The following is a 26,171-nucleotide window of genomic DNA, read 5'->3' as shown; positions in this document are numbered from 1 at the left end:
CGGCTCCCATCTCTGGGTACGCGCCGGAACGGTGCCACCCGGCCAACCCACCGTTGCGGCGCGGGTGTAGCAGGAGACGAATGTGGGTCTGAAGTTCAACTGGATTGCCAAGGGACTTGCGGCGCTGGGTCTCGCCACGGCCGGGGCAGCGCCGGCACGTCTGCTGTCCGATCCCAAGCCCGCCTTGTGGAAGGTCGCGGACGGGGACACCACCGTCTATCTGTTCGGCACCATCCACCTCCTGCCGCAGGGCACCCGTTGGGTAAGCCCGCTGTTCGAGCGCGCAGCCGAGGAATCGCAAGGGTTGGTCGTCGAAACCATCGTCGACACCGCCAATCCCGCCCCATTTGCGGCGACCATGATGCGGCTGGCGACATCCACGCCGGGCCTGCCGCCGGTGCTCGACCGCGTGCCGAGCGACAAGCGGGCGGCCCTCGCTACCGCCATTGCGCGCAGCCACATTGCGCCGGCCGCGCTCGACAAGATGGAGACGTGGGCCGTCGCGCTGGCGCTGCTTGGCCCGCAGTTCGGCGCAATGGACCTGAAGCAGGAAGAAGGCGTCGAAATGAAGCTCAAGGCGCGTTTCGCGGCCGCCGGCAAGCCGATCGACCAGCTCGAGACCAATGAGGAGCAGTTGCGGTTCTTCGATCGTCTGCCCGAAAGCGCGCAGCAGGCGCTGCTGCTCGGCACGCTCGAAAGCCCGGAAGCGGTTGGCAAGCAGTTCGGCGGCATGCTGAGCGCGTGGGGCCGCGGCGACGTCGCCGCCATCGCCCGCAGCTTCAACGCCGAAATGGCCGGCAGCCCGGCGATGGCCGAACTCTTGCTAAAGCAGCGCAACGCCAACTGGACCCGCTGGATCGAAGGCCGGATGGGGCAGCCGGGCACGGTCATGGTGGCGGTGGGCGCAGGGCATCTGGCGGGCGCAGACTCGGTCCAAGCGATGCTTCAGAAGCGTGGCTTGAAAGTCACTCGGGTGCAGTGATTTTCTCACGCCTATCAAGACGTTGACACGAGTTCACCGGCTAGCGACACTCCCCTTCTAAGATGGAAGACCGGGGGGTCGTCTATGGATCGGATGGGCTGGACGCGCGGCGTTCGGCAGTTGCTCGTGGCCCTGTCGGGGCTGACCCTGGCTGCGGCAGGACCCGCCGCGGCGCAGGCGCCCGCCGATCCGCCTCATGACGCAGCCTCGTGCGCGCGGCCATCCCTGTGGGTGGTAAGCGACGCGGACACGACCATCTACCTGTTCGGCACCATCCACACTCATGACGGCGTTGCTCACTGGTTCGACCATGCGGTCCGCCGCGCCTTTGACGCCAGTTCGACCCTGGTTCTCGAAACCCTGATCCCGGCCGAGCGCCCTGCCACCACCGTTGCCGCCCCCGAAGGCTCTGGCTTGACCGTCGCCAAGGTCGCGATCCAGTCGGCCCGGCAGGCGGGGCTCAGCGTCCGCTATGGCGCCGACATGGTACTTGCACGGGCGGCCGATGCCTCGGGCAAGCCGATGATCGGTCTTGAAAGCTTTGACGAGCAGTTGCGCATGTATCAGTCGCTACCCTCCCCGGCCCGGCCCGCGGCTCCGGCTGCGGCGGCAAGCCACGTCGCGGTCCCCGCCCCTGCCCCCGCCCTCGCCCCTTATCTTCGGACCATGGTGGACCGCTGGAACGCCGGCGACAGCGGTCCGATCGAAGCCGTCGTCGGTGAAGTCCGCCGCCAGTCGCCCGAAGCCTATCGCCGCCTGTTCACCGACCGCAACACGGCCTGGGCCCATTGGATCGCGCAGCGGCTGAAGCAGCCTGGCACGGTCTTCGTCGCGGTCGGCACCGGCCATCTCGTCGGCGCCGACAGCGTGCAGGCGAAGCTCGCGGCCAACGGGATCAGGACCGGTCGGATCAACTGACCTCCACGTCAAGCGATGCTGACATAAAGTCAAGGACACTTGACACGCATTGCGACTCGCCTTAGTCAAGTAGACCTGACAACAAGTCAGCTTTGCATGACAGGCGTCCCGATGTATCGCACGCGTTTCGACCTCGACGTCACACCCGACCCACGAGCCGCCACCTTACGCTGGCTGACGCTGTTCGCCCTTGTGGCGTACCCGGTCGGCGCGCCCTCGAATGGGGGTTTGAAGCAGTGGGGCTGAGCAGTGATCTGACCGGTTCTGTATTGCGATTTAGCGCTATGATCGTCGCCTTGGTGGTGCTCGTCTCCCGCCTGCAGAAAGTAGCGAGCGGCCAAGGCAAGAAGCTGGACGAATTCGAACTGAGCCACCGCCGCTTGGCGCTTGAGCGAGCTTACCCAGCTTTCACGATCGTGGTCGTCTTCTCCCTTCTCTACCTGGGCGCGGCTACCGACAACGGCTGGTGGGTGCCGACCACTATTCGCCACTGGAATGTCATCGGCTATTACTTCGCTCTCTTAGCCGCATTGCTGCCGACAACCGTGCTGGTCTGGAGCAAGACCAGCGCAACGCTGGAAGCCCGCGATGCGGAGGGCGAATGAACAACCGCCTCCGCGTACTTCGTGCCGAGCGTGGCTGGAGCCAGGCCGAGCTGGCCGCGCATCTCGACGTTTCCCGCCAGGCGGTAAACGCCATCGAGACCGGCAAGTACGACCCCTCGCTCCCCCTCGCGTTCAAACTTGCCCGGCTGTTCGCGCAGCCGATCGAGCAGATCTTTTCCGATGAGGCCGACCATGACTGACCTTGCCGCAGCTTCCCCTTCCGCCCCGGCCGCCAGCAAATGGGCGGACCGGCTGTCCTGGCCGGTCCGCATCGCCCTTCTCGTTGTCACCACCATCGGCCTGGTCTTCTGCGTCGGCGTGGCGATCGGCCTCACGTTTGCCGTGATCGAGCGCGGCACGATCAAGCCCCTCGCCCTTGGCGCCATGGTTGCGGCGCTGGTGCTGGCGCTTGCCTTCGGCTGGCTCGGCTGGAAGCTGTCTGCTCACTGGCGGCGGTCCGACCGCAGCGCCTACGAGCGGCGCTATACCAAGATGATCACGTTGCTGGTGTTTACAGGAATGCCGATTGGCGTCCTGCTGGGCGCGGCCAGCAATGCCAAGCCGCACGAAGCGTTGTTCAGCAACGCTCCGCTCGATCCCCTTCTCGCCGGCATTGCCGCGGCGACGCTGGTGATTGCGCTTGGGGGCGGCCTCGTTGCCTATCACCGCTCGATCGATGACCACGAACAGCAGGCCTATCTTTGGGCCAACAGCCTCGCCTTCTATTTCCTGGCGCTTGCCCTTCCATTCGCCTGGCTGCTCGCCCGCGGCGGTCTTATCGCACCAATCGGGATCGGCACCGCCATGCTCCTCCTGCTTGCCGCCTTTTGCATCAACTTCACGGTCTGGGCCTGGCTCAAGTTCCGCTGACGCCTTCATTCATTCATTCATTCAAGGGAGAACCACCATGTTGAATTTCGTTCGATCCATCCTGCTCGGCACCGCACTCGGCCTCGCCGCCCCGGCCATGGCCCAAACGGCACCGGCCAAGCTGCCCGACACCGATCCCGCCTTGTGGGTGGTCAAGGACAGCGACACCACCGTCTATCTGTTCGGCACCTTTCACGCGCTGGACGGCAAGACCGACTGGTTCAACGACGAAGTGAAGGCCGCGTTTGATCGTTCGAGCAAGGTCTACTTCGAAATCGTGAAGCCGGAGAACCCGGCCGAAATGGCGCCGCTGGTGCAGAAGTACTGGATGGCGACCGACGGCAAGCCGCTCACCTCCAAGCTCAGCGAAAAGGGCAAGAAGGACCTTGCGGCAGCGCTGGCCAGCGTCGGCGGAACGACCGCGATGGTTGAGCCGATGAAGCCGTTCGCGGCCTCGATGGTGCTCGCCGCGCTTGGCATGCAGAAGGTCGGCAAGACCGGAGAGCAGGGCGCCGAAGCGGTGATCACTGCCGCCGCCAAGAGCAGCAGCAAGCCGGTCGATCAGCTCGAGACCATGGAATTCCAGATGCAGCTGTTCGACAAGCTGCCCGAGGCCGAGCAGATCAAGATGCTTGAACATACGGCTGCCACCTTTGGCGACATGGAACAGACCTTTGCCAAGATGACCAAGGCCTGGAACAACGGCGATGCCGAGGGCCTTGCCGCGATGATGAACGAGATGGAGACCCAAAGCCCGGCGATGCACCAGCTGATGCTGACCGGTCGCAATGCGACCTGGGCCAAGTGGATCGAGGAGCGGATGAAGACGCCGGGCACCGTGTTCGTCGCGGTCGGCGCGGGCCACCTCGCCGGCAAGAACAGCGTCCAGGATTACCTCGCCAAGTCGGGGATCAAGACGGCCCGGGTGAAGTACTGAGCCCGACCAGCGCGGGAGGGGGAAAGCTTCCCCTTCCCGCTGCCACCCCGTCCGCCTAACAGGCGCCCATGAGGATTATCGCCGGCAAGTGGCGGAGCCGGGTCATCGCGGCGCCGACCTCGCTTTCCACCCGTCCCACCGCCGACCGCACGCGCGAGACGTTGTTCTCGATGCTGGCAAGCCGGATCGGCAGCTTCGATGATCTTAGCGTCGCCGACCTGTTCGCCGGCAGCGGGGCGCTGGCGCTGGAAGCTCTGTCACGCGGCGCTGCAAATGCGACGCTGGTCGAGACCGATGCCGCGGCGCGCAAGGCCATCGCCGCCAATGCCGCAACCCTCGGCGCCGAGATCACGCTCCTCGCCGGCTCGTCGCTGAAGCTGCCACCTGTCGCTGCGCCTTTCGACCTCATCTTCGCTGATCCGCCTTACGCCGCCGGATCCGGCAACGCGGTTCGCGCTGCGGTGGAGCAGGCCGGCTGGCTCGCAAAGGGCGGCTGGCTGGCGATTGAGACCGCGCGAGGCGACACCGTCGAGCCGGGCACGCTCCGCCTCGATGCCGAGCGCGACACCGGCCCCGCCCGGCTCACGTTGCTGCAGGGCTGAGCGCTACTTCTTGTCGGCGCCGTCCTTGGCAGCCGACTTGCCGCTGTTGAACTCCTTGAGCAGCCGAGCACCGATCGCCGCTGCGGCCGCTTTGCCGGCCTTCTTGGCGCTATCGGCGGATTTCACGGCATGCGGATCGCGCGCGCCCGCTTCGGCCACTGCCGCCACCGCGGCCAGCGCCCCGGCCGCGAGAAGTTCGGACACCAGCGGGTGATCCGCAAGCCGTGACAGGGCTTCCAGCGGATGCGGGCGTGAGGCGTGGTCGCCGTCGTGCTTCTTGGCCTTGTCGGCCTTGGGCGCCTTGGCCTTTTTCACCTTGGGCGCTTCCGCCTCGTCGCCCTTGTGAGCCTTTTTCGCTTTCTTGTCCTTGGCCATGGCTATCCCTGTTCTTCGTTACGGCAGGCGACACATATCGGCGTCGGCATAGGGCACCGCAAGCGCACAGGCGGTTGCCGCTTCGCTGTCGAGCCATGTCGGAACATCGGCGGCGCGCAGCATCACCGGCATCGCCTTGGGATGGACGGCCCCGACCACCGCGTTCGGCTCGCAAGTGAGAAAGGCCATGTACGGCACCCCGCCCTCGCCCGGCCGCCACAGCCCGGCGAAGGCAAACAAGGGATCGGCGCCTTCGTGCAGCCCGAACCATACCTTGCGCTTGGAGCCTTTCTCCCCTTCCCACTCGCAAAAGCGGGTGACCGGCACCACGCAGCGCCGGTCGGGGCGACCCAGCGCACTCCGCCAGAATGGGCTTGCCAGGTTGCGGATATTGGTCACCGGCCGCCCCTTGGCCGCGGCTGGCCCGGGGAAACCCCACTCCATGATCTCGAGTTTCAGCGCACCTTCACTCGTGCGGCGGAGCACTGGCGCGGGCTTTCCGGGATAGATTTCGCCAAACGGAGGCAGGTTGTCGCGCTCGCCTTCGAAGGGGCCGAACAGCCGCTTCATCTCGTCCACGGTGGCGGTCATGGAATACAGATTGCACATGGGTCGCCTCGCCTCGTCGGATCTCACGGATCGTCTCGCCGTTAAGCCATTATTCTTCGCTTAACCACGTCGACCATTGCCCGGCCGTTCAGGTTGAAAGGTCCAGACGAGTTCAAGCGAAACCGCAATGAGAAACAGGAGAACAATCATGCGGAACATGATGATGGCGATTGCCGCCGCGGGTCTTACCGTTCCTGCCGCCACCCTGACCGTGGCCGCGCCGGCCGAAGCGCAGCGCTATTACAACGGCAAGACCTGGTACGATGGCCAGGGCCGTCTGCGCTGCCGCCGCAACAATGGCACCACCGGTCTGATCATCGGCGCTGCCGGCGGTGCGCTGGTCGGCCGCGCGATCGACACCAACGGCAGCCGCGCCACCGGCACCATCCTCGGCGCTGCCGCTGGTGCGCTCCTCGGCCGCGAAGTCGAGCGCAGCCGCAAGCGGTACGTCTGCCGCTGAGGCCACCGGGGCTGCTGCCCACCGCAGCAGCTTAGTGTATTGACACAACAAGACACCTCCCTGTATCCTGCAGCGCAACAGGGAGGTGTCTTTGCATGTACAGCCAGAATGATCTTGACGACGCCGTCGCTTCGGGCGCGATCACGCCCGAGTCGGCGGCCTCACTCCGCGCCTTTGTCGATCGCCAACGCAGTTCGCCCGCGGTCGATGAAGAGCATTTCCGGCTGATCACCGGCTTCAACGACATCTTCGTCTCGATCGCCGCGGCCATCCTGCTGTTTGCAGTCGGATGGATCGGCCAGAGCATCGGCCAGAACCTTGGCTTCGTCGTGGATGAACGCGGGCCCTCGCCGCTTGCCCCGGCGCTGGTTGCCGCGACATCGTGGGGTCTCGCGCTCTTCTTCACTGCGCGCCGCCGTATGGCGCTGCCCTCGATCCTCCTGCTGCTGACCTTTGTCGGCGGCGTCGTGGGGAGTGTCGGCCTGACCCTCGTGACCTTGTTCGCGGCGCCTGAGCTCGAAGCCGGGCAGCAAGCGTGGGTGGCCGGCCTGATCGGTGCCGCTGCTGCATCGGCCGGCGCGGTCGCCGCCTTTGTTCACTGGAAGCGCTTCCGGGTGCCGATCACGGTTGCTGCCGGCGCCGCTTCCGTCGCCGGGATCGTGGTCGCGCTGATCGGCGCCATCATCGGCGACACGCCCAGCACGCTCAACATCGTCCTCGGCGTGGTCCTGGTGCTCGGGATCGGCGTGTTCCTCTACGCCATGCGCTGGGACAGTTCGGACCCAGCCCGCATCTCGCGCCGCTCGGACGTCGCTTTCTGGCTTCATCTCCTGGCGGCGCCGATGATCGTGCACCCGGTCTTCACCCTGCTCGGCCTGAATGACGGCAATGCGAGCATCGGCGAAGGGCTGGTGGTGATTGCGATATACGTCGCGCTTGGCATTGCGGCGCTCGCGATCGATCGCCGCGCGCTGCTGGTGTCCGCGCTCGCTTACGTGCTGTTCGCCATGAACAAGCTGTTCGAGCAGTTCGGCGCAGTCAGCCTCAACATCGCACTGACGGCGCTGGTGATCGGCTCGGCCCTGCTTCTGCTATCGGCCTTCTGGCACCAGGCCCGCGCCGCGGTGGTCGGCCGACTGCCGGGCAGCCTACGCGGCCACCTGCCGAGCCTTAATCCTCAACCAGCCTGAGGAGGCGCCGCTCGAGCGGGGCCAGGACGCCTTGGAGCTCCTGGCCCCGCTTGAGAATGGCACCATGTTCACCGACCAACGCCCACGCCCCTTGCTTCAACCGAAGCGAGGGGCGTTTTTCGATGCGGATCTCGGGCCGCTCGGCAGCGCGGCGGAAGGCGGCGAAGCTGGCAAGGTCGGGGGCGAACTGCATCGCATAATCGCGCCAGTGCCCGGCCGCGACCATCCGCCCGTAGAGGTCGAGGATGCGCTGCAGCTCGACCCGGTCGAAAGCGGTGACGGCTTTCCGGTCGGGACGCACCGGAAAAGGGGTGACGCTGCTCACGAAGCCTTGCTCTCCGGCAGGGCTTCTCCCCGCGCCCGAAGCGTCTTTAACTCGGCCCGAAGCTCGGCCAGCTCTTCTTCCAGCGTGGACAGCCGCGCGCGCAGCGGATCGACATCCTCGCCGCACGGCGTGCCATAAGGGATGAAGCCCGGGCTGTAGTGAACCAGGTCGACCGGCACCGGCCGCGCCGGGATGCCGACCACGGTGGTCCGCGGCAGCACATCCTTGGTCACCACCGCATTGGCGCCGACTCGCCCGCCTTCACCGATTGTAATCGGACCCAGCACCTGTGCGCCCGAGCCGATCACTACCCCGTCTTCCAGGGTCGGGTGGCGCTTGCCGCCGATCCCCGTCGAAGGATTGGTCCCGCCCAGCGTCACATTCTGATAGATGGTGACATTGTCGCCGATCAGCGCGGTCTCGCCGATCACGGTGAAGCCATGGTCGATGAAGAAATTGCGGCCGATGGTCGCGCCCGGGTGGATGTCGATCCCGGTCACCATCCGGCTCCAATGATTGACGAAGCGCGCCAGCCAGAACAGGCGCCCACCCCACAACCAATGCGCGACGCGGTGGTACAGCAGCGCCCAGGCACCGGGATAGAGGATGACGTCCCACCGGCTGCGTGCAGCGGGATCCCGCTCCTTCACGCTGTCGAGGTAATCAAGGAGGGCAAACGCCAAGCAGGAGTCCTTCGCGGCCGTGACTGTTCAGCGTGAATGTATGTCCTCCCGGCCCGGTTGCAAAGGCGTGCAACGGGCAATGCTCTAGGCGAGCGGTGTCGGCTGGTGCATGGGGGCACCGCAACTGGAAAGGCCGACCCACATCCTCGCCGACCTTCTTGCCGATCCGTCGGTCCTTCTTCCCTTCATCCTGATCGGTTTCGCCGCCCAGCTGGTCGATGGCGCGCTTGGCATGGCCTATGGTGTCATCAGCTCGACTCTGCTGGTCGGCATGGGCGTTCCGCCCAAGGTCGCCAGCGCAGGCGTCCACACCGCGGAGATCTTCACCACCGGGATCAGCGCCGCCAACCATATCGCCCACGGCAATGTCGACTGGCGGCTGTTCCTGCGGATCGTCATTCCCGGCGCGATCGGCGGCGCGCTCGGCGCCTATGTGCTGAGCAATATCCATGCCGACATCGCCCGCCCGGTGGTCCTCGCCTATCTCGCCGCGCTCGGGCTGATCCTCTTGTGGCGCGGCTGGACCCACCGTCACGTCATCCGCCCGGCCCGGGTGGTCGAGCCGCTGGGACTGGTCGGCGGCTTCCTCGATGCGGCGGGCGGCGGCGGCTGGGGACCGGTGGTGACCTCCAACCTCATGGTTCAGGGCACCGAACCGCGCTTCACCATCGGCACCGTCAACACCGCCGAGTTCGTGGTCACCCTGACTATTTCGGCGACCTTTCTCTTCACCCTCGGCTGGGAAGCGTTCAGCACCGCCATCACTGGCCTGTTGATCGGCGGCGTGCTGGCGGCTCCGCTGGGTGCCATTATCGCCAAGCGGGTCGAAGCGGACAAGCTGCTGGTGCTGGTCGGTGCCGTGCTGACCGCGACCAGCGCTTGGGGCCTGTGGCGCCTGCTCGCCTGAGCACCTGACCCAAAGGCGAGGGTCCGGAACCGCGCTCGTGCACCGGACGCTCCGTCTCGCATGACCCAACCATCCGAAAGCGCCGTCCAAGCCCGCCAGCGGGAAATGGCGGCCGAGCACATCCTGTTCCAGGTCGTCCGCCACGTCGAAGCGCAGCACCCTGGCCTTCTCGACCGCATCGACGTGAGCATCAATCACCTCGGCGACCCGGCCAAGGACGGCACGGGTAATGACAACGCCGTTCGCGAGATCGCCCGCCGCTTCGTCGCCAGCGCCCGCACGGGCTGACGGCGCAGATGCCTCAGAAGCGCTGGTAGGCTTCGTTGCCGACAAAGCCGAGCCGCGTCAGCTCCGCCCGCTTGGCCCGCACCAGCACCTCGTCCACCGCGCCGTAGGGAGCGGCAGGGGCGGGTTGAAGCTGCAGCTCGGGCTGGCTCGGCAGCTGCGCCATGCGCTCGAACAAGGTCGTGAGCTCGGGAGCGGTCACGGCCGCGCCGTTGAACAGTAAGCGGCCGGCTTGCGTCACCACCACCTTGTTGCGCAAGGGGTCGGGCTGCAGGTCGCGCTTGCCGATCGGCAGGTCGAGCTTCACGGCATGGCTCTGGGGCGGAATGGTAATGATGAACATGATGAGCAGCACCAGCATGATGTCGATCAGCGGCGTGGTGTTGAGGTCCATCATCGGCTCGGAGGCTGCTGCGGCAGATGCGTGGCTGACCATGACTCACCTCTTCGTTAGCGACGTGATAATGTAACGTCTCATGACGAGGGTTGTTTGGCAAGTAGCATGATCTGTCCCGACCAATCGCTGCTGATGGCCTTTTCGGGCGCAAACGCCTAAGGGCTCGCCCATGCATTTCCTTGACCAGGCCAAGATCTTCGTCCGATCGGGCGCGGGTGGACCCGGCGCGGTCTCCTTCCGGCGCGAAAAATATATCGAATATGGCGGGCCCGACGGCGGCAACGGCGGCAAGGGCGGCGACATCGTGTTCGAAGCGGTGCCCGGCCTCAATACGCTGATCGATTTCCGCTATACCCAGCACTTCCGGGCCCCGCGCGGCAAGGGCGGTTCCGGCTCCAACCGCTTCGGTGCTTATGGCGAGGACCTCGTCATCAAGGTGCCCGTCGGCACCCAGATCCTTGCCGATGACGAAGAGCGCACGCTGCTCGCCGACCTCACCACCGAAGGTGAGCGGCTGGTGTTCCTGAAAGGCGGCGACGGCGGGCGCGGCAATGCCACCTACAAAACATCCACCAACCGCGCCCCGCGGCAGCACCAGAAGGGCTGGCCGGGCGAGGAGATGTACGTCTGGCTTCGACTGAAGCTGCTGGCCGACGTCGGGCTGGTGGGATTGCCGAATGCCGGCAAGTCGACCTTCATCAATGCGGTCACCAATGCCGACGCCAAGGTCGGCGCCTATGCCTTCACCACGCTTCGTCCGCAGCTCGGCGTGGTCAGCCATCAGGGCCGTGAGTTCGTGGTGGCCGATATTCCCGGCCTGATCGAAGGCGCGGCTGAAGGCGCCGGGATCGGCGACCGCTTCCTCGGCCATATCGAACGCACCCGCGTGCTGCTGCACCTTGTCGATTGCCAGGACGAGGATGTCGCCACCAGCTACCGCATCGTCCGCGACGAGCTGGAGAATTACGGCGCCGGGCTGGAGGACAAAGCGGTGGTGCTGGCCCTGAACAAGGTCGACACCATCGACGCCGAGCTGGTCGAGGCGCTTTCGGCGGAGCTTGCCGACGCGAGCGGTCTTCCCGTGCTTGCCCTGTCGGCAGCGGCAGAGATCGGGCTCGAGCCGGTGCTCGATGCCTTGTCCGAGCACCTCGGCGGGCGCCTCGACGGTGACGCGGACGAAGAACAGCCGGACACGGACGAACCGGCAAAGAGCTGGTCGCCCCTGTGAGGCTTGCGATCACGGGCGGTACCGGCTTCGTCGGCGCCCGCCTGCTGCGCCTTGCGGTTGAGCAGGGCCATGAGGTGACTGCCTTGACCCGCCGCTCCCAGAACGAGCGGCACGGCGTCTCCTGGGTACAGGGCGTGCTCGACAATCGGCAGGCGTTGCAGCGACTGGTCGATGGTGCCGACGCGGTGATCCACGTCGCGGGTGTCATCAGCGCGCCTGATGCGGCGGGGTTCGAGGCCGGCAACGTCACCGGCACCCTCGCCCTCCTCGCCGCCGCCACCGCGTCTGGCGTGCACCGCTTCGTCCACGTCTCCAGCCTCGCTGCGCGTGAGCCCAGTTTGTCGCTCTACGGCGCATCCAAGGCGCGGAGCGAAGAACTGGTACAGCGCAGCGGCCTCGACTGGGCGATCGTGCGGCCACCAGCGGTATACGGCCCAGGCGACCGCGAAACGCTGGACCTGTTCAAGGCCGCGCGCCTTGGACTGGTCCCGCTTCCCCCCAAAGGACGGATCAGCCTGATCCACGCCGACGACCTGTCGCGGCTTCTGCTGGCGCTGGCGGCCGAGGGCGCTCCCTCGAAGCTCCTCGTCGAGCCTGACGACGGCCGCCCCAACGGGTGGACCCACCGCGAATTCGCCGTCGCTCTTGCAACCGCACAGGACCGCCGCGCTCTTTCCCTCTCAATGCCGGCCGGCTTGGTCAGGCTTGGTGCCAGGATCGACGGGATGCTGCGCGGCCGGAAGGCCAAGCTTACCAAGGATCGCGCTGCGTATTTCTGCCATCCCGACTGGACCGTCGATCCCGTCCGGCGGCCACCGGCAAACCTCTGGCGCGCCGAGATCGCGACGCCCGAGGGCCTTGCCCAGACCGCCCGCTGGTACGAGCGGCAGGGCTGGCTCTAGCCCTTCGCCTTGTAGCCGGCGACGGCGCCCAGGAGGAAGGTCGACAGCAACGCCAGGCTCACCCTGCCGCTGGGATCGGACCAGCCGAAATACGTCGGCCCGACCAGAAACAGGCCAAGGAAGATCGCAGTCGCGAGATAGGACATTGGCACGCTCTCCCCGGCCCGCGGCAATCCCCGTGGCGCCCTGCAGTTTCCGCTGCAATGCTTGCTAGACTCTTATCCCTTGTCCATAGGCCGCGTGTCAAAGCACCGATTTCAAGCAGGCGGGAGTGTAAGCCATGAAGGCGCGGGTTCTGGTGACGTTGAAGCCGGGCGTACTCGATCCGCAAGGCAAGGCGATCCACCATGCGCTGGAAGGCCTCGGCTTTAGCGGCGTCAACGACGTGCGCGCGGGCAAGCTGATCGAACTCGACCTTGCCGACGGTACCGAGGATGCGGCGATTGAGGACATGTGCCGCAAGCTCCTCACCAACACGGTGATCGAGAACTTCAAGATCGAGCGGCTCGGCTGATGAAGAGCGCGGTTCTCGTCTTTCCCGGATCCAACTGCGACCGCGATCTTGCCGTGGCGCTGGAACGCGCCACCGGTCAGCGGCCCGAGATGGTGTGGCACCGCGAGACTGCGCTTCCGGCCGGGCTCGACCTGATCGCCGTCCCTGGCGGCTTCAGCTACGGCGATTACCTCCGCTCGGGCGCGATGGCTGCCCGTTCGCCGATCATGCAGGCGGTGGTCGAGGAAGCCGGCAAGGGCCGCCCCGTGCTCGGCATCTGCAACGGCTTTCAGGTGCTGACCGAAGCCGGGCTTTTGCCGGGCGCGCTGATGCGCAATGCCAATCTGACGTTCGTCTGCAAGGACGCCGACCTCACGGTCGCCAGCAACCGTACCATGTTCACCAACGCTTATGCCGAGGGCGAATCGATCCGCATCCCGGTCGCCCATCACGACGGCAACTTTCAGGCCGATGCCGAGACGTTAGCCCGGATCGAGGGCGAGGGTCGGGTGGTGTTCCGCTATGCCTGCACGGTCAATGGCTCGGCCAACGACATTGCGGGCCTGGTGAATGATTGCGGCAACGTGCTCGGCATGATGCCGCATCCGGAACGCGCGGCCGAGCCGGCGCATGGCAATGAGGATGGGCGCAGGCTGTTCGAAAGCCTGGTCGGCGCGCTCGCGGCGGCTTAGCGCGCCTGCGGTGTCACGTCGCGGCAGCCCGAGGTCGCTGGCGGCGTGGCGCACAGATAGATGCGATCGGGCCCGGCCTGTTCGATCACCACGACCCGCCGCTCAAGCGTCATGGGATCGGTCAGGATGACGATCTTGGCCGCCTGTGCAGGAGTGGCCGTTAAGGCCAATGCCGCGACGCAGAAGCTGAGAAAAACGCGCATAAACACCCCTGTCTTGCGGCGTTAATACACGCGTCGGGCCGTGAATGAAAGATGAATACTTGAGCCGGAGCCCGCGCCGCCCTAGCGACACACCAACGCGCCCGTAGCTCAGCTGGATAGAGCACGTGCCTTCTAAGCTCGTGGTCGCAGGTTCGAATCCTGCCGGGCGCGCCACTACCTCCTAAGTGGACGCGTTTCCCGCGGTCGCCTCTTCCGCAGGCAGTGCGTTGGCGATGTTCTGGTCGATCGCGCGGGCGCGCTGCTCGAGTTCGCTGCTGGTGTCCTTGTAGCGCTCGTCGAAGCTGCGGCGATCGCCGCAGGACGACAGGGCCACCACTGCCAGCAGCAGCGCCCCGCCTCGCATCAGTAGGTCTTCCGGTAGCGCACGTTGACGTTGGTGCTGTTCGATCCGCCCGCCTGGCTCAGGATCGACAGGCTGCGGCTCAACGTCACTTCCAGCTGGGTCGCAGTGAAGCCGCGGGCGTCGGTCACGACCTCCAGATAGATGTCGTCGCCGATATACTTGCCCGCCGCCAACGCGGTGCCGCGGCCTTGCGTATCGTCGGGTCCGAGAATGCGGAGACGGTCGATGCCGGCCACCTGCCGCAGCTTGCCGAGCGGATTGAGGCCGCCACCGCCCGAGCCACGCAGGGTGTTGAGCGAGGCCGCCAGCTGAACCGCCTGGATCGCCGACAGCTGCCCGACCGAATTGCCGAACAGGATGCGCGACACGATCTCGTCCTGCGGCAGGCCCGGCGAGCTGGAGAAGGTGATCCGCGGGTCGAGCGCCGAGCCCGCGACATTCACCGTCACGTCGACATCCTCAATGGTCTCGGTCGCGCTCATGGTCACCGTCGCGTCCGACGCACTGCCGCCGTTGAAGCGGACGGTGCCTTCCTGCAGCTCGAACGAGCGCCCGGCGAAGCCCAACGTCCCGCGGACGAGATTGATGTCGCCGGTGATCCGCGGCGCTTGGCTGGTGCCGGTCACCCGCATGTCGGCGCGCCATTCGCTCTCAAGGCCCATGCCCGACACGAACAGCTGCCCCGGCGCGACGATGTTGAGGTCAAGGCGGACGTTGCCAAAGCTCGCAGCGGCCGATTGCGGCGCGGCATCGCCGGTCACCCGCGGGCGGCCCCTCGGCGGCTTGAAGCGGACACCAGTGAGTTCGGGCACCTGGGCCGAGCCCTGGCGCACGATCTGATAGCGCGTCGCGGGCAGCCGCACCGTGCCGCTCAGCATCGGCGACTGGTTGGCGGCCTTGATCAGCCGGACGTTGCCGGTGGCGGTGACCCGCAGCGCGTCGCTGTCGGCCAGCCGGGCATTGTCGAGCGACAGGTCGAAGTTGGCCGGGTAGCCGCTTGCGGCGGCGAGGCTGACATAACCGTTGCCGGTCACCGTCCCGCTTCCGGCGCGGCCGGTCAGCTGGTCGATCTGCAAGCGTTCGCCGGTGAAGCGGCCTTGCAGCGCCATGTCGGTGATGCGGGTGCCGTAGGTCGCGTTGGCGTAAGTCAGGCCCCGCCCACGGACCACGCCGGCGAGGCTCGGCTGCTCGACCCGTCCGCCGAAGTCGGCGGCGACCCCCAGCGAGCCGGACAGGCTCTGGTCGGCGAGTCCGGCGAAGGAGAACAAGGCGTCGGCGGGGCCGATGTAGCGGATTCCGCCGGTGAGTGGCGCGCCGGCGATACGGCTGGTCCAGCTGCCCGACCCGAGCGGCTGGATCGCCGCCTGCACCCGCCCGACCACCGTCCCCCGGGTCCGCATCACAGCGTTCAGCGTGCCGGTTCCGGGCGCCAGCCTGGCCACCAGATTGACGTCAAGCGGGCGGCTGACGGACGCGGCCGTGGTGCGGGTGAAGTTGCGAATCGCAAGGCTCGCGTCGAGGCGCGGGAAGGCGTTGCCGGCCTGAACGAAGTCGATGCTGCCCGTCGCGGTGCCGCCAACGCCGAGGCCCGGCGCGAAAATGTTGATCAGGCTCATGTCGACCGCATCAATGCGGCTCTGCAGCGCCAGTCCACGGCCATAGCTGCCGGCCAGACGCATGCTGCCGCGATCGAACGCCAGGCGGGTCGGCAGCAGCTCGTAGGTGCCGCTCCGCGGGACGATCCGCGCCGGGCTCTCGGTGCGCACATCGATGCCGTTGACCCGGCCCTTGAGCGAGGCACGCCACAGCCGCGGGGTCAGTTCGCTGTTGAAGGCCATGCGGAAGGGCACGCCCGACGTGCCTTCCGCGACACCGCGGGCGAAGCCCTGCCCGCCCCGATAATTGATGATGGTGCGGAGCGCGGCGATGTTGGTCGAGCCGAGCTGCGCATCGGCCAACTGCGCATCGGCCACGATCTCCGGCCGTTCGTAGAGGACCACCCGCGCATCGACGATGGCAGCACCGACGGCGATTCCCGCCGGCTCCGGAAGCACGGCGTTGCGGGCGCGCAGGTTGATGGTCGCGGCCTGATAGCGCCCCGCCGCCGCCAGCCGGACGATCCCGCCGATCCCCTGCCCCTTGGCATTGAGTTGCCCCGCGAACGGACCGGCCGGCGTTTGCCTGACCCGGCCCTGCACATTGATCCCGGCCAGCGTCGCACGGCGGATGTCGATCGTCAGCGGCCCCGCCGCGGTCTGGACCAGCACGTCGGCGGTAAAGTCGCCATAGTCGCTCCGCCCGCGCGCCAGGATCGCATAAGCGTTGCCGACGCTGCGGATGTCGGCGGTCAGCCCTGCGATACCGATCCCGAAACCGGGGTTTGCCGCCGTGACGATCGCGCGCGGATTGCTGACGGTACCCGCGACCTGCACGCCGACCGGCCCATATTGCCGCAAGACGCCTTGCGCCCTGAGGTCGATCCGGCCGTCGGGCGAATAGCTTCCGCGCCCGTCGGTCACGCGCAGCAGCGGCGCATTCAGCCGCAAGCGCGAGAAACGGATGATGCCGTCGGTCCCGTAAGCGACATCGCTGGAGGCGACGACATTGCCGCCTAGGAAGCTGCGCACGCCCTCGTTGAATAACCGCGTCGATTGCGCCCGCACCCGCCCGACCAGCGCAAAGCCCCCGCCCGCCACCGTCTTCACATCGGCGTTGGTGTCGATGTTGAAGATACCGACGCTGTCGATGCGATAGTCGTTGACCCGGCCTTCGAGTGCGCCGGTGTAGAGCCCCTTGGCGACATCGGCGAGAACGATCGCCTTGGCGTCGATCCGGTCCGACCGGATGCGCAGGTTGTCAGACACGATCCGCGGCCAGTCGACCGCCAGATCGCCGTCGAGCCGGACGTTGGTGATGGTGCCCCCCGCCGCGACGTCGAGCCCGGTAATCGCCCGCGCGGTAGCGGCGATCGGCACGATCATCTGATCCTTGTCGAACCGCGCCTGCCCTTGCGCGTCGAGGCCCTGCAGCCCCATGTCGTTGAAAGCCAATGTCGCTGCATTGATGCGATAATCGACTGTCGGCCGGCGCAGTGCCCCGTTGAGGGTCAGCGCCGCGCGCAAGTCACGCCCGGCTAGGTTGGGCGCGAGCACCTGCGGCTTCAGCAGCCCGAAGTTGAGCTTCATCTCCTCGAACCGGTCGCGCCCGAGGTCGGCGACGCCGTTCGCGACCAGCGTAAAAGCATCGCTCGAGAAGCGGCCGTTCAAGTCCGCGCGACGATTGGCCCAGGTCGACTGCACCGCGACGTTGGTTATCGGGCCCAGCAGCGCCGCGGTCGGCCCCTCGACCAGCCGCGCCACGCGGGTCGGCCCGCGCACTCCGAACGTGCCGTCGCGGGCGCTCAGCATCAGGCGGGCGAACGGCTGGTTGTCCAGGTCGGCGAGCAGCCGCCCGTCCCACTTCTTCCAGTCGCCGCTGCCCTGCACCCGCGCCCGAACCGGCGCGGTCAGCCCCGCCATGGTCGCCAGCACCCCGCCCGCAGGCGCGCTGACGAAGGCGTCGAGTGTCAGCTTGTTGTCGTCGGGCACCGCGTCGAGGTTGAGCGCCAGCCGGTCGCCGCCGGCCCGGCCCTCGCCGCCGATCACCGCCGCCTGCAGGGCGACCTGCGCGCGGCGGTCGGCGATGCGGGCGCGCCCGTCGATCGAGCCAACGCGCTGCTCGCCGGTCACCGAAGGCCCGATGATCAACCGGTCGACCTTCAGCCGGCCGATGTCGATATCGAGATCGGGCAGCAATGGCCCGTCGCTCGGCGGGGTTGCCTTGAACTGCGGCAGCCGAGCCAGCGTGGCGGTCGGCGCGGTGAGGCTGCGGATGTCGACATGGTTGTTGAAATAATCGAGCGGCCGCCAGTCGAGCCGCACCAGGGGTGCCGACAGGAACACGCCCTTGGGATCGGACACGGTAAAGCCGTGAACCGTCAGGGCGCCCGTGAGCGACCCGTCGATCCTGCCCACGCCGATCTTCATCCCGTTGGCGAATTCGAGCGCTTCGATCCGGTCGGCGGCGAAGCGGCGGCCGGGATCGGTGTTGATGAAGGCGAACAGCGCCAGCACCAGCAGCGCCAGCGCGACCACCAGGCCGAGCAGCACCTTGGCGATGGTCAGCGGCCAATTACGGTGGCGGCGGACGATGATCGTCTCGCGCTCGCCTTCCGGCAGGCCATCGACCGTGGCGGCGCCCTCACTCATCAGAAGGCCTGACCGATCGAGATATAGACGTTGAACCGGCTCTCACCCTGGCGGCGGCCAAGCGGCGTGGCGACATCGACCCGAAGCGGCCCGAAGCTGGTGTAGTAACGCGCACCGATCCCAACTCCGGTGCGCAGGTCCTTGAAGCTCGGCACGCGGTCTTCATAGACCTGGCCCATGTCGACAAAGCCGACCACGCCGAAGTCGCCGAAGCGGTAGCGCACTTCGCCCGCCGCCTCGACCAGGCTCAGCCCACCCAGCGGCCGACCGTCCGGGTCCTTGGGGCCGAGCTGCTGATAACCGAAGCCGCGCACCGACCCGCCGCCGCCGGCGTACGTCCGCCGCGACGGCGCCAGTTGGAAGCGGCTGATCCCGAGCGTCGTGCCCGCTCGCGCACGTCCGGCGACGACGATGCTGTCACCGACCGGATAGTAGGCGCTGCCGTCCAATTGGCTGCGCAGGTACGGCCGGAAGCCATCGCTCAGCGCGCCTTCGGGCTGGACCAGAATCTGCGCCCGGAACCCCTTGGTCGGATCGAGCAGGCTGTCGGTCTTGTCAAAGCCGAACTGCCCGGTCAGCGCTCCGATCAGGAATTTGCGATCGTCACGCCGGCCGAGCGCGAAATTATAGTCTTTCTCGATCGTGCCGAGGATCTCGGCGCCGATGCCCCAGGTGAAGGTCTTCCGCCAAATCGGCGTGCTGTCGTAGCTCAACCGCCCGAAGATCCGGCCCGTCAGCGCCTCGAAGGCGTCATAGTCCGAGCGCAGCGCCTCGATTCCCACCTGGAAGGTGCGGTCGCGCTTGCCGGCGTTGGAGCGGCGGAAGATGGCGCTGGCGCCAAGCTCCTGCGTGCCGGCGACCGCGCTGACGACCAGCGCGCCTTCGGGCGGGAACAGGTTGCGGTGGGTCCAGCTGCCCTCGACCCGGAAGCCCTGGCCGGTGCCATAGCCAGCACTCGCCGCCAGCGTGCGTGGCGGCCCCGCGTCCTGCGTCACCAGCATGGTCACTGTCTCAGTGCCGTCGGGATTGAGCTGCCCGCTCCGCTCCGGCTCCACCGCGACGGTGGTGAACAGCCCGGTCGCGACAAGCGCCTGACGCAGATCGTCGACGTCGCGGCTGTCGTAGAGCTCGCCCGCCTTGAACCGCGACAAGGTCTTCACGTGGCTGGCGCCGAACGCGAGGTCACCGGTCGTCCGGAACCCGCCAAACCGCGCCCGCGGCCCCAGCGTAATCGGCAGCGTGTAATCGCCAAGGTGCGTGTCGGGGTCGAGCAGCACGTCGCGCTGGCCAATTGTGGCGAAGGGATAACCCTGTTGCGGCAAGACGATGGCGAGGTTCGCTTCGGCGCCCTGGATGCGCTGGGCGACGATCGGCTCACCGACCTTTAGCGCAAGGTTGCTGGTGATGAGGTCGGGCGGGGTCGGCGGGTCCGCCTGCAAGGCAATGGTGCCAAGCGTGTAGCGCGTACCCGGCGACACCTGCAGCACGGCGGTGACCGGCTGGCCATCCTCGGCCGGCGAGCGGTCTATGCGGGTCTGCACCGCGCCATCATACCAGCCCTCGGCCTGCAAAATGCGCTGGATGAGCTTGCTGTCCTCGCTCAGCCGCGCCGAGAGCATCGCCTCGTTTGCAGCCTTGCCGTCGCCCTCTTCCAGCGCCGACAGGCTGTTGAACTCGCCCTGCATACTGACGTCGGTCAGCGCGTCGACTTCGGCGAGACCCTCGACCCTGATGGCGTAGCGTAGCTCCGGCACAGCCTCGGCAGGCTCGGGCTGGGCCAGCTCCACCTCGCGCACGTCGAACTGGCTCAACGGCGGGAGCGGCTGGGCAAGTTCGGGATCGGCGGTCGGCGCGACGCCGATGCCGGCGGCTTCCTGCGCCCGCAGCCGCGCTTCGAAGTCGGCGACGCTCTCGAGCGGGGTGTTGAGTGCCGGATCATCCGGTCCGAGCGGCGGGATCTCCTTCGCCAGCTCGTCCTGGCAGATGATCGGATCAACCTGCGGGAGATTGGCGCCAGCGGGCGGTGCCGGAGCAACGGTGGGCGGTTCGGGCTGGCAGAGCGGACGTGTCGGTTGAGGCCGCGCGAGCTGCGCAGCCGCTGGCGAGGCGAAGAGAAACAAGGTGGCGCATCCGGCCAGCAAGGTGGATCGGCAAGAAGTCAAAACGCTACGTTGCAAAAGAAAGCTTTCCCGGCTGCCCTGCCCCGCCAATGCGCGACGCGGAGGATTGTGTCACCTCCGGCTCGATCCCGCACGATTAGGAACAAAGTGTCGCCCAATGGCCACGGTGTCAGCGGGTGAGGCGAAGGCCGATCCACAGGCTGCGCGGGGTTGCGCGTTCCGTGATGCCGTCGCTCGTTCGTCCGGCGATCACTCGCGCGTCGAACAGGTTCTCGGCGCGGGCGGTGAGTGCCAATCGCGCCGCCAACGGGATGGCCGCCCCGAGATCGACCGTGGTTGCGGCTGGAAGCCGGAGCGTGTTGAGGTCATCCTCATACGCCCGTCCCGAATGGCGCAATTGCAAGGCGAGCGACTTTCGGTCCCGCTCCCACCGCACGCTCGCACCCCCGGAGAGCGCCGAGGTCTGAGCCGGGCGCCGCCCGTCGATCGACGCCGCCAGACCGCTTGCACGTACGCGCGCATCGGCGAGGGCAAGGCTTGCCGCGACCGTCCAGGCACCGCGGCTCCACGCGGCAGCCGCTTCAAGCCCGGCGACCTCGATGGAATCGAGATTGCGGCGCTGGCGATAGCTTCCGGCCGCCCCGACGAAGCCGACGCCGGGGAACGTGCCGGGGCCGCTTGCCAGCGTGACGTTGGCAATCGGATCGGTCAGGCGATTGGCGAAGGCGGTAAGCGACAGGCTTGCCGCGCCCTGCCGCCAATCGGCCCCCACCTCCGCTCCTGCCAGGCGCTCGGGCTTCAGCAACGGATTGGCGGCCACCGCATCCGCGCCGACGCGAAACGGCCGGAACAACTCATTCAGCGTCGGCAGCCGCCAGCCGAGATAGGCTGCGGAGCGGAGCGTCAACGCCGGCGACAACGTCAGCCCCGCGCCAAGTCGGCCGGTCGGTCGCCAGCCCGACCGCTTGGCGTATCGCTCGTCGGTAAGCAGCGCTCCCGTCGCCACCGATCGCTCACGCAGGATGCCATCGCTGATAGTCCAGCGATCGAGCCGGGCCGTGCCGCTCAGCGTCAGCCGCTCGCCGGTGCGCGTCAGCTCGGCGAACAGGCCCGCATGCCCGGATCGCCCTCCCGCGGTGCGATCGCGCCCGGGCTGCCCGCCCGAATAGCTGCCGAACTCGTTCGTTTCCCCCCGCATCCCCCGCCCATCGAGGCCGAGCCGAAGCTCAAGTCCGGTGCCGACCGGCGGCCGCACTTCCGCGCTCCAGCCGATCGCGCGGCCGGGCACATCATACTGCAGCGCGGTGCGGGTCGCGACGGTGCGCGCATCGTTGGTCGACGCAAAGCTGCTGTCGAACTCGCGACTCTGCGCATAGACCAGCGCCGACCAGCGCCACGTTCCGCTGCCGACCAGCCGCAGCGACCCGTCGAGCCCCTCGGTGCGGTTGTCGGTGAACGCCAGCCCGCGCTCGCGCCGGTCGTCGAATGCGCCTGCCGCCACCTCCAGCGCCAGGTTCGGAGCGAGGTCACCTGCCCACCGCAGGCGTCCGCCACCATAAGCATAGGGCGAGGCTTGATCGGCCGGGCCACGCACCTCAGCCTCCACCGGCACGAAGCCATCGCCGCGACCGCCGTAGCCCGACAGCAACAACGTGCCAGGTCCAAGCGCCAGTCCAGCCTGCACGCTTGCGAATAGCGCGTCTGGGCTTCCCACCTCCACGCTGCCACCAACGCCGCGCGTCATGGCGCTGGTCATGAAGATCGTCCCGCCAAGCGCCCCCGGCCCGTCCGCCACGCCGCCGCCACCGCGGACGATCCGGACGCTCGCCAGGGTCGCGGGATCATAGGCCGGCCAATTGATCCACCCGCCGAAGGGGTCCGACTGCGGCACCCCGTCGAGCACCAGCAGCGCCCGGCTCGCCGCATTGCCGCCGAGTGCGCGCAAGGTCACGCCCTGGCTGGTTGGCTGCCCGCTGCGCGCGTCCGAGCGGCGAAACAGAATCACGCCGGCCGACTCGCGCAGCAGCTGCTCGACACCAGTCGCGCCCGCCTCCTCAAGCCGCTTGGCATCAATCCGGCTTACGCCGAGCAGCCCCTCGGCCGCCGGCTCGGGCAGCGCGCGCGCGGTGACAATGATCTCGGCGGGCGGGGCCGGCGGCAGCATCGCTTTCCCCTAGGGCCCGCGCGGCGAACAACAAGCGGGCTTCAGCGAACCGGCCGCTTCTCCAGCTTCCGGGCGAGCGTGCGCCGGTGCATGCCGAGGCGGCGTGCGGTCTCGGAGATGTTGAAGCCGGTGGCGATCAGCGTTTCGTTGATCTTCTCCCATTCCAGCGTGCGCAGCGATGTGGCGCGGCCGTCGACTGGCACTTCGGCATCGCCTGCCGCGCGGCCGAACGCAGCTTCGATATCGTCGGTATTGCTGGGTTTCGGAAGATAGTGCGCGGCGCCGAGCTTGATCGCTTCTACCGCCGTGGCGATGCTGGCGAAGCCGGTCAGGACGACGATGCGGGTCGCGGGATCGGCTTCGGCAATGGCAGCGACGCAGGGCAGGCCCGAATGGGTGCCGAGCTTGAGATCGACGACAGCGAAGTCGAACCGTTCGCCGGCAAGCAAGGCGTCGAGTTCCGCCGGATCAACCGCAGTGCGCACCTCATAGCCGCGCCGCTCGAACGAGCGAGCCAGCGTGCGGGCGAAATCCTCGTCGTCCTCGACGATAACCAGCCGGCCGGGCGTGGCGCTCATGCTTGGCGCTCCGATCCGACCAGCGGGAGCGCAAGCCGCACCCAGGCGCCGCCTTCTGGCCGGTTGCCGGCGCTGAGCGATCCGCCGAGGCGCCGGGCGACGCTGGCGGCGAGGAACAGGCCGAGGCCATGGCCAGCGCCCTTCACCGAACGCGACGCTTGACCGAGCACGGCAAGCTGTTGGGGCGGGAAGCCGGGGCCTTGATCGATGATCTCGACCAGCAATTGCTCGCTTTCGACCCGCGCGTGCATGGCGATGCCCCCGGGCGACACCTCGCCCGCGTTTTCGAGCAGACTCCACAGCGCCTGACGCAGGGCTGGCTCGCCGGGGATGCGCGCGCCCCGGACAGTCTCGAAGTGCGCGTCGAGCGGCACATGCTCGTGCAGCGCCTGCCAGTCGGTGACGAGATCGGCGAGCACGCTTTCGGCCGCGAGACTGGCCATTGCTTCGCCGCGCGGAAGACCGGAGGTGTCGAGGATGTCGCTGACGATCTCGCGGCACCGTTCGACCGCACGGCTGGCGTCGGTCAGCTCCTCGCGGAAGCGTTCGTCGCGGGTGAGCTCGGGATCGCGCTCCCAGTCGCCCACCAAGACGGACAGCGAGGACAAGGGCGTGCCAAGCTCATGCGCTGCGCCGCTGGCGAACAGGCCCATGCGAACGATCGAATCCTCTTCGGCCGCGCGCTGGCGGAGCTCCGCGACATAATCGTCGCGGGCGCGCAGGTTGCGGCTGATGCGGGTCATGAACATCACCAGCAGCACCGCCACCATGACGAAGGCAATCTCTTGCCCGATCAGCGAAAGGTCGATTTCGTCGGCCAGTTGCGGCGGATAGTTCAGCGGCAGGTGATAGACTGCGAGAAAGAAAAAGGCGGCGATCGAGGCGAGCACCAGCAGCCACGCGCGACTTGCCGGAAGCAGGATGGCGCCGAGCACGATCTGGAGCAGGTAAAGCGATATGAACGGGTTGCGGGTCCCTCCGCTGAGATAAAGCTGGGCGGTCAGCGCGGCCATGTCGAGCAGCAGCGCCAGCAGCAATTCGCCAGGCACCACCCAGGCTTCGCGCAGGGTCATCGTGAAGAGCAGGTTGCCGAGCGCCAGCAGCCCGGCGATGCTGAGCATGGCTTCGAACGGCAGATCGACGCCGAGCAGATAGTAAGCGACCAGGATCGCCAGCACCTGCCCTGCCACCGCAATCCAGCGGAGCTGGACCAGCAGCCGCATGTTCTCGACCACCGCGTCGCGGGGGCTTCGACCAGGCAGCCGCACCGGGCTCCGCGTCAGGGCGAGCAGGGGCACGTCCATCACCCCCTTTTGTGCGAGCTTTTCCAGGTCAGCACCAGCCCGAACAGGCTGAGCGCCGACAGCGCAAACCAGGTGAGTGCGTAGACGAGGTGGGCATTGCGGAAGCTAACCACCGTCAGGCCTCCAACCGGTAAGCCACCGGGGTTCGGGGTCGCATCCGCGTCGATGAAGAAGGGCTCGACCTGCGCGAGACCGCGGGCACGGGCAATGGCGGCGACATCGCGCGAGTACCAGAGATCGGTCGCGGGCTGATTGGCGCGGAGAAAGCGGCCGCCGGGTTCGGTCAAGCGGATCAGGCCGGTGACCGCCACCTCTCCCGCGACCTGACCGGCTTGGCGGGTCGCTGCCCGAGCGCGGTCGGTCGGTACGAAGCCGCGATTGACGAGCAGGGTGCGGTCGGCTGTCCGGAGCGGCGTCAGCACCCAGTAGCCCTTGCCGCGTTCGGTCAGCGCATCGACCAGCGTCTCGCGGCTGTGATCGAAGCGTCCAGTCGCTCGTACCTTCAGATATTCAGCATCCCTGCCGATGAACCTCGATCCTTCATCGCGTGGACCGAGCGGCACCGGCTCTGCCGCCACGCGCGCATCGACCCGGGCGATGAGATCGGTTTTCCAGCGCAAGCGCTCGACCTGCCAGACGCCCAGGCCTGCGAACAACAGCGCCAACGCCCCGCACAGGGCAAGCAGGAACCGCCGCTTGCCCCGGCTTGCCGTCACGGGGTGGTGCTGACCTCGCCCGTCATCATGCCAGGCATCATGTTGGTGTTGAGGTGGTACATGATCCACATCGAGCCCGCGATGGTGATCACCAGCAGCACGGCCGTGAAGACATAAGCGAGCAGCGTCCAGCCGCCCTCCCCGCTGGTGTTGACGTGGAGGAAGCAAACGGTGTGGACCAGGATCTGCGCCACCGCGAACAGGATGATCAGGATCGCGACCAACCCGGGATTACCCACCGGCTTCGCCATCACCAGCCAGAAAGGGATGAAGGTCAGGATGCCGGACAGCGCGAAGCCGACGAGATAGCTCTTCTTGGAGCCGTGCCCATGCTCGCTGCCGTGGGCCTCATCACGGTCGGTTGCAGCGCTCATCGCACCATTCCCATCAGATAGACAAAGGAGAAGACGCCGATCCAGATGACGTCGAGGAAGTGCCAGAACATGCTAAGGCAGGTCAGTCGGCGTCGGTTGATGGCGTTCAGGCCATGGCGGCCGACCTGCACCAGCATGATGCCGATCCAGACGATACCCACCGTAACGTGCAGCCCGTGCGTGCCGACAAGCGTGAAGAAGGCGCTGAGGAAGCCCGACCGTTGGGGCGTCGCGCCCTCGCCGATCAGCACGCCGAACTCGTACAGCTCAATCGAGACGAAGCTCATGCCGAGCAAAGCGGTCAGGGCCAGCCAGCCTTGCACCGCCGTCTGCCGCCCCTTGTCCATCGCCAGCATGGCAAAGCCATAGGTAATGGAGGAAACGAGCAGGATGGCCGTGTTGAGCGCAACCAGTTCCAGCTCGAAGATGTCGCGCGGCGCGGGGCCGCCGGCGAAGCTGGTCGACAGCACGCCATAGGTTGCGAACAGCGCGGCAAACAGCAGCGCGTCGCTCATCAGGTAGATCCAGAAGCCGAGCAGGATCGGGCTTGCGTGGGCCGAGCCGTGGTCGTGGGAATCCTGCTCCACCAGGTGGAAGGTGTCGCGGTCGAAACCGGCGTGGGGTGCGGTGGTGGCCATGGT

At 67.2% G+C, this 26,171-nt stretch carries 31 protein-coding genes and 1 tRNA gene; 16 read left to right on the top strand and 16 right to left on the bottom strand.

Annotated elements, in window-relative coordinates; translation table 11 throughout:
- Positions 1-82: 82 nt before the first annotated feature.
- From ACP69Z_RS07080 to rsmD, 7 genes are all read left to right on the top strand, one after another.
- Positions 83-982 (top strand): TraB/GumN family protein, encoded by a 900-nt coding sequence (locus tag ACP69Z_RS07080; RefSeq protein ID WP_426266808.1) that lies wholly within the window; start codon positions 83-85, stop codon positions 980-982.
- An 84-nt stretch (positions 983-1,066) separates the two neighbouring features.
- Positions 1,067-1,900 (top strand): TraB/GumN family protein, encoded by an 834-nt coding sequence (locus ACP69Z_RS07075; RefSeq protein ID WP_426266807.1) that lies wholly within the window; start codon positions 1,067-1,069, stop codon positions 1,898-1,900.
- A gap of 284 nt (positions 1,901-2,184) precedes the next feature.
- Positions 2,185-2,505 (top strand): hypothetical protein, encoded by a 321-nt coding sequence (locus ACP69Z_RS07070; RefSeq protein ID WP_426266806.1) that lies wholly within the window; start codon positions 2,185-2,187, stop codon positions 2,503-2,505.
- On the top strand, positions 2,502-2,705 hold the full coding sequence (locus tag ACP69Z_RS07065) for a helix-turn-helix transcriptional regulator (protein WP_426266805.1): 204 nt from the start codon (positions 2,502-2,504) through the stop codon (positions 2,703-2,705). Before ACP69Z_RS07070 ends, ACP69Z_RS07065 begins: the two co-directional genes overlap by 4 nt.
- Positions 2,698-3,375 carry a hypothetical protein gene (locus tag ACP69Z_RS07060; protein ID WP_426266804.1) on the top strand — a complete coding sequence of 226 codons (678 nt, stop codon included), beginning with the start codon at positions 2,698-2,700 and terminating at the stop codon, positions 3,373-3,375. Before ACP69Z_RS07065 ends, ACP69Z_RS07060 begins: the two co-directional genes overlap by 8 nt.
- Positions 3,376-3,412: 37 nt before the next feature.
- Positions 3,413-4,312, top strand: coding sequence for a TraB/GumN family protein (locus ACP69Z_RS07055; RefSeq protein ID WP_426266803.1), 900 nt, complete (start codon positions 3,413-3,415; stop codon positions 4,310-4,312).
- Between the two features lie 68 nt (positions 4,313-4,380).
- Positions 4,381-4,914 (top strand): 16S rRNA (guanine(966)-N(2))-methyltransferase RsmD, encoded by a 534-nt coding sequence (gene rsmD / locus ACP69Z_RS07050; protein ID WP_426266802.1) that lies wholly within the window; start codon positions 4,381-4,383, stop codon positions 4,912-4,914.
- Between the two features lie 3 nt (positions 4,915-4,917).
- On the opposite strand, the gene ACP69Z_RS07045 is transcribed toward rsmD, so the two are convergent.
- Together ACP69Z_RS07045 and ACP69Z_RS07040 are read right to left on the bottom strand one after the other, a co-directional pair.
- Positions 4,918-5,289, bottom strand: a complete 372-nt coding sequence (locus tag ACP69Z_RS07045; RefSeq protein ID WP_426266801.1) for a hypothetical protein — start codon at positions 5,287-5,289, stop codon at positions 4,918-4,920.
- Positions 5,290-5,307: 18 nt separating this feature from the next.
- The gene (locus ACP69Z_RS07040; RefSeq protein WP_426266800.1) at positions 5,308-5,898 is read right to left on the bottom strand and encodes an SOS response-associated peptidase; all 591 of its coding nucleotides are present in this window, start codon (positions 5,896-5,898) and stop codon (positions 5,308-5,310) included.
- 148 nt (positions 5,899-6,046) lie between these two features.
- Between ACP69Z_RS07040 and ACP69Z_RS07035 the strand changes: the two genes are divergently transcribed.
- Positions 6,047-6,358 (top strand): glycine zipper 2TM domain-containing protein, encoded by a 312-nt coding sequence (locus ACP69Z_RS07035; RefSeq protein WP_426266799.1) that lies wholly within the window; start codon positions 6,047-6,049, stop codon positions 6,356-6,358.
- Between the two features lie 95 nt (positions 6,359-6,453).
- A complete protein-coding gene (locus ACP69Z_RS07030; protein WP_426266798.1) occupies positions 6,454-7,548 on the top strand; it encodes a hypothetical protein in 1,095 nt (364 codons plus the stop codon).
- Here ACP69Z_RS07030 and ACP69Z_RS07025 read toward each other — a convergent pair.
- Positions 7,529-7,873 (bottom strand): DUF2794 domain-containing protein, encoded by a 345-nt coding sequence (locus ACP69Z_RS07025; RefSeq protein WP_426266797.1) that lies wholly within the window; start codon positions 7,871-7,873, stop codon positions 7,529-7,531. The genes ACP69Z_RS07030 and ACP69Z_RS07025 overlap by 20 nt on opposite strands.
- Complete coding sequence (epsC, locus tag ACP69Z_RS07020; RefSeq protein WP_426266796.1) at positions 7,870-8,556, bottom strand: serine O-acetyltransferase EpsC; 687 nt, start codon at positions 8,554-8,556, stop codon at positions 7,870-7,872. The genes ACP69Z_RS07025 and epsC overlap by 4 nt, the downstream gene beginning before the upstream one ends.
- A gap of 142 nt (positions 8,557-8,698) precedes the next feature.
- On the opposite strand from epsC, the gene ACP69Z_RS07015 reads away from it, so the two are divergent.
- Both ACP69Z_RS07015 and ACP69Z_RS07010 read left to right on the top strand, forming a co-directional pair.
- Positions 8,699-9,463: a sulfite exporter TauE/SafE family protein gene (locus ACP69Z_RS07015; protein WP_426268060.1), complete on the top strand. Its 765-nt coding sequence runs from the start codon at positions 8,699-8,701 to the stop codon at positions 9,461-9,463.
- 60 nt (positions 9,464-9,523) lie between these two features.
- Positions 9,524-9,751 (top strand): hypothetical protein, encoded by a 228-nt coding sequence (locus ACP69Z_RS07010; RefSeq protein ID WP_426266795.1) that lies wholly within the window; start codon positions 9,524-9,526, stop codon positions 9,749-9,751.
- 13 nt (positions 9,752-9,764) lie between these two features.
- Here ACP69Z_RS07010 and ACP69Z_RS07005 read toward each other — a convergent pair whose 3' ends face one another.
- Positions 9,765-10,184: an ExbD/TolR family protein gene (locus ACP69Z_RS07005; RefSeq protein WP_426266794.1), complete on the bottom strand. Its 420-nt coding sequence runs from the start codon at positions 10,182-10,184 to the stop codon at positions 9,765-9,767.
- A gap of 130 nt (positions 10,185-10,314) precedes the next feature.
- Between ACP69Z_RS07005 and obgE the strand changes: the two genes are divergently transcribed.
- Both obgE and ACP69Z_RS06995 read left to right on the top strand, forming a co-directional pair.
- Positions 10,315-11,373 carry a GTPase ObgE gene (gene obgE, locus ACP69Z_RS07000; protein ID WP_426266793.1) on the top strand — a complete coding sequence of 353 codons (1,059 nt, stop codon included), beginning with the start codon at positions 10,315-10,317 and terminating at the stop codon, positions 11,371-11,373.
- Entirely contained in the window at positions 11,370-12,275 is a 906-nt protein-coding gene (locus ACP69Z_RS06995; protein ID WP_426266792.1) for an NAD-dependent epimerase/dehydratase family protein, read from the top strand. The genes obgE and ACP69Z_RS06995 overlap by 4 nt, the downstream gene beginning before the upstream one ends.
- Here the strand turns inward: ACP69Z_RS06995 and ACP69Z_RS06990 are convergent.
- Positions 12,272-12,421: a hypothetical protein gene (locus ACP69Z_RS06990; protein ID WP_426266791.1), complete on the bottom strand. Its 150-nt coding sequence runs from the start codon at positions 12,419-12,421 to the stop codon at positions 12,272-12,274. The genes ACP69Z_RS06995 and ACP69Z_RS06990 overlap by 4 nt on opposite strands.
- 134 nt (positions 12,422-12,555) lie before the next feature.
- Here ACP69Z_RS06990 and purS point away from each other — a divergent pair, with 134 nt between their 5' ends.
- Complete coding sequence (gene purS, locus ACP69Z_RS06985; RefSeq protein ID WP_426266790.1) at positions 12,556-12,789, top strand: phosphoribosylformylglycinamidine synthase subunit PurS; 234 nt, start codon at positions 12,556-12,558, stop codon at positions 12,787-12,789.
- Positions 12,789-13,460 (top strand): phosphoribosylformylglycinamidine synthase subunit PurQ, encoded by a 672-nt coding sequence (gene purQ, locus ACP69Z_RS06980; RefSeq protein WP_426266789.1) that lies wholly within the window; start codon positions 12,789-12,791, stop codon positions 13,458-13,460. Before purS ends, purQ begins: the two co-directional genes overlap by 1 nt.
- On the opposite strand, the gene ACP69Z_RS06975 is transcribed toward purQ, so the two are convergent.
- On the bottom strand, positions 13,457-13,663 hold the full coding sequence (locus ACP69Z_RS06975) for a hypothetical protein (protein ID WP_426266788.1): 207 nt from the start codon (positions 13,661-13,663) through the stop codon (positions 13,457-13,459). The genes purQ and ACP69Z_RS06975 overlap by 4 nt on opposite strands.
- 97 nt (positions 13,664-13,760) lie before the next feature.
- Here ACP69Z_RS06975 and ACP69Z_RS06970 point away from each other — a divergent pair.
- Positions 13,761-13,837: transfer RNA gene (locus ACP69Z_RS06970), tRNA-Arg, on the top strand.
- A 7-nt stretch (positions 13,838-13,844) separates the two neighbouring features.
- Here ACP69Z_RS06970 and ACP69Z_RS06965 read toward each other — a convergent pair.
- The 9 genes from ACP69Z_RS06965 to cyoC form a co-directional block, all read right to left on the bottom strand.
- Entirely contained in the window at positions 13,845-14,027 is a 183-nt protein-coding gene (locus ACP69Z_RS06965) for a hypothetical protein (protein WP_426266787.1), read from the bottom strand.
- Complete coding sequence (locus tag ACP69Z_RS06960) at positions 14,027-18,274, bottom strand: translocation/assembly module TamB domain-containing protein (protein WP_426266786.1); 4,248 nt, start codon at positions 18,272-18,274, stop codon at positions 14,027-14,029. The genes ACP69Z_RS06965 and ACP69Z_RS06960 overlap by 1 nt, the downstream gene beginning before the upstream one ends.
- On the bottom strand, positions 18,274-20,394 hold the full coding sequence (locus ACP69Z_RS06955) for an autotransporter assembly complex protein TamA (RefSeq protein ID WP_426266785.1): 2,121 nt from the start codon (positions 20,392-20,394) through the stop codon (positions 18,274-18,276). Before ACP69Z_RS06955 ends, ACP69Z_RS06960 begins: the two co-directional genes overlap by 1 nt.
- 169 nt (positions 20,395-20,563) lie before the next feature.
- Positions 20,564-22,558 (bottom strand): TonB-dependent receptor, encoded by a 1,995-nt coding sequence (locus ACP69Z_RS06950; protein ID WP_426266784.1) that lies wholly within the window; start codon positions 22,556-22,558, stop codon positions 20,564-20,566.
- A 41-nt stretch (positions 22,559-22,599) separates the two neighbouring features.
- Entirely contained in the window at positions 22,600-23,136 is a 537-nt protein-coding gene (locus tag ACP69Z_RS06945) for a response regulator transcription factor (RefSeq protein ID WP_426266783.1), read from the bottom strand.
- Entirely contained in the window at positions 23,133-24,434 is a 1,302-nt protein-coding gene (locus ACP69Z_RS06940; protein ID WP_426266782.1) for an ATP-binding protein, read from the bottom strand. Before ACP69Z_RS06940 ends, ACP69Z_RS06945 begins: the two co-directional genes overlap by 4 nt.
- A 5-nt stretch (positions 24,435-24,439) precedes the next feature.
- Positions 24,440-25,156, bottom strand: coding sequence for an SURF1 family protein (locus ACP69Z_RS06935; RefSeq protein WP_426266781.1), 717 nt, complete (start codon positions 25,154-25,156; stop codon positions 24,440-24,442).
- Positions 25,153-25,530, bottom strand: a complete 378-nt coding sequence (gene cyoD, locus ACP69Z_RS06930; RefSeq protein ID WP_426266780.1) for a cytochrome o ubiquinol oxidase subunit IV — start codon at positions 25,528-25,530, stop codon at positions 25,153-25,155. The genes ACP69Z_RS06935 and cyoD overlap by 4 nt, the downstream gene beginning before the upstream one ends.
- Complete coding sequence (gene cyoC, locus ACP69Z_RS06925; RefSeq protein WP_426266779.1) at positions 25,527-26,168, bottom strand: cytochrome o ubiquinol oxidase subunit III; 642 nt, start codon at positions 26,166-26,168, stop codon at positions 25,527-25,529. The genes cyoD and cyoC overlap by 4 nt, the downstream gene beginning before the upstream one ends.
- Positions 26,169-26,171 lie beyond the last annotated feature (3 nt).

Origin of the sequence: Sphingomonas sp. LHG3443-2 (assembly GCF_049896405.1) — a bacterium.
GTDB lineage: Bacteria > Pseudomonadota > Alphaproteobacteria > Sphingomonadales > Sphingomonadaceae > Sphingomicrobium.
The sequence above is the reverse complement of the archived record's forward strand: the minus strand, read 5'-3'. Positions and strand labels throughout refer to the sequence as shown.

What these genes read in the sequence shown, in the direction of transcription:
- ACP69Z_RS07075 (WP_426266807.1), top strand. Translation starts at nt 1,067, where the DNA reads ATGGATCGGATGGGCTGGACGCGCGGCGTTCGGCAGTTGCTCGTGGCC.
- ACP69Z_RS07070 (WP_426266806.1), top strand. Translation starts at nt 2,185, where the DNA reads ATGATCGTCGCCTTGGTGGTGCTCGTCTCCCGCCTGCAGAAAGTAGCG.
- ACP69Z_RS07065 (WP_426266805.1), top strand. Translation starts at nt 2,502, where the DNA reads ATGAACAACCGCCTCCGCGTACTTCGTGCCGAGCGTGGCTGGAGCCAG.
- ACP69Z_RS07060 (WP_426266804.1), top strand. Translation starts at nt 2,698, where the DNA reads ATGACTGACCTTGCCGCAGCTTCCCCTTCCGCCCCGGCCGCCAGCAAA.
- ACP69Z_RS07055 (WP_426266803.1), top strand. Translation starts at nt 3,413, where the DNA reads ATGTTGAATTTCGTTCGATCCATCCTGCTCGGCACCGCACTCGGCCTC.
- rsmD (WP_426266802.1), top strand. Translation starts at nt 4,381, where the DNA reads ATGAGGATTATCGCCGGCAAGTGGCGGAGCCGGGTCATCGCGGCGCCG.
- ACP69Z_RS07045 (WP_426266801.1), bottom strand. Translation starts at nt 5,289, where the DNA reads ATGGCCAAGGACAAGAAAGCGAAAAAGGCTCACAAGGGCGACGAGGCG.
- ACP69Z_RS07040 (WP_426266800.1), bottom strand. Translation starts at nt 5,898, where the DNA reads ATGTGCAATCTGTATTCCATGACCGCCACCGTGGACGAGATGAAGCGG.
- ACP69Z_RS07035 (WP_426266799.1), top strand. Translation starts at nt 6,047, where the DNA reads ATGCGGAACATGATGATGGCGATTGCCGCCGCGGGTCTTACCGTTCCT.
- ACP69Z_RS07030 (WP_426266798.1), top strand. Translation starts at nt 6,454, where the DNA reads ATGTACAGCCAGAATGATCTTGACGACGCCGTCGCTTCGGGCGCGATC.
- ACP69Z_RS07010 (WP_426266795.1), top strand. Translation starts at nt 9,524, where the DNA reads ATGACCCAACCATCCGAAAGCGCCGTCCAAGCCCGCCAGCGGGAAATG.
- ACP69Z_RS07005 (WP_426266794.1), bottom strand. Translation starts at nt 10,184, where the DNA reads ATGGTCAGCCACGCATCTGCCGCAGCAGCCTCCGAGCCGATGATGGAC.
- obgE (WP_426266793.1), top strand. Translation starts at nt 10,315, where the DNA reads ATGCATTTCCTTGACCAGGCCAAGATCTTCGTCCGATCGGGCGCGGGT.
- ACP69Z_RS06990 (WP_426266791.1), bottom strand. Translation starts at nt 12,421, where the DNA reads ATGTCCTATCTCGCGACTGCGATCTTCCTTGGCCTGTTTCTGGTCGGG.
- purS (WP_426266790.1), top strand. Translation starts at nt 12,556, where the DNA reads ATGAAGGCGCGGGTTCTGGTGACGTTGAAGCCGGGCGTACTCGATCCG.
- purQ (WP_426266789.1), top strand. Translation starts at nt 12,789, where the DNA reads ATGAAGAGCGCGGTTCTCGTCTTTCCCGGATCCAACTGCGACCGCGAT.
- ACP69Z_RS06975 (WP_426266788.1), bottom strand. Translation starts at nt 13,663, where the DNA reads ATGCGCGTTTTTCTCAGCTTCTGCGTCGCGGCATTGGCCTTAACGGCC.
- ACP69Z_RS06965 (WP_426266787.1), bottom strand. Translation starts at nt 14,027, where the DNA reads ATGCGAGGCGGGGCGCTGCTGCTGGCAGTGGTGGCCCTGTCGTCCTGC.
- ACP69Z_RS06960 (WP_426266786.1), bottom strand. Translation starts at nt 18,274, where the DNA reads ATGAGTGAGGGCGCCGCCACGGTCGATGGCCTGCCGGAAGGCGAGCGC.
- ACP69Z_RS06950 (WP_426266784.1), bottom strand. Translation starts at nt 22,558, where the DNA reads ATGCTGCCGCCGGCCCCGCCCGCCGAGATCATTGTCACCGCGCGCGCG.
- ACP69Z_RS06945 (WP_426266783.1), bottom strand. Translation starts at nt 23,136, where the DNA reads ATGAGCGCCACGCCCGGCCGGCTGGTTATCGTCGAGGACGACGAGGAT.
- cyoD (WP_426266780.1), bottom strand. Translation starts at nt 25,530, where the DNA reads ATGAGCGCTGCAACCGACCGTGATGAGGCCCACGGCAGCGAGCATGGG.
- cyoC (WP_426266779.1), bottom strand. Translation starts at nt 26,168, where the DNA reads ATGGCCACCACCGCACCCCACGCCGGTTTCGACCGCGACACCTTCCAC.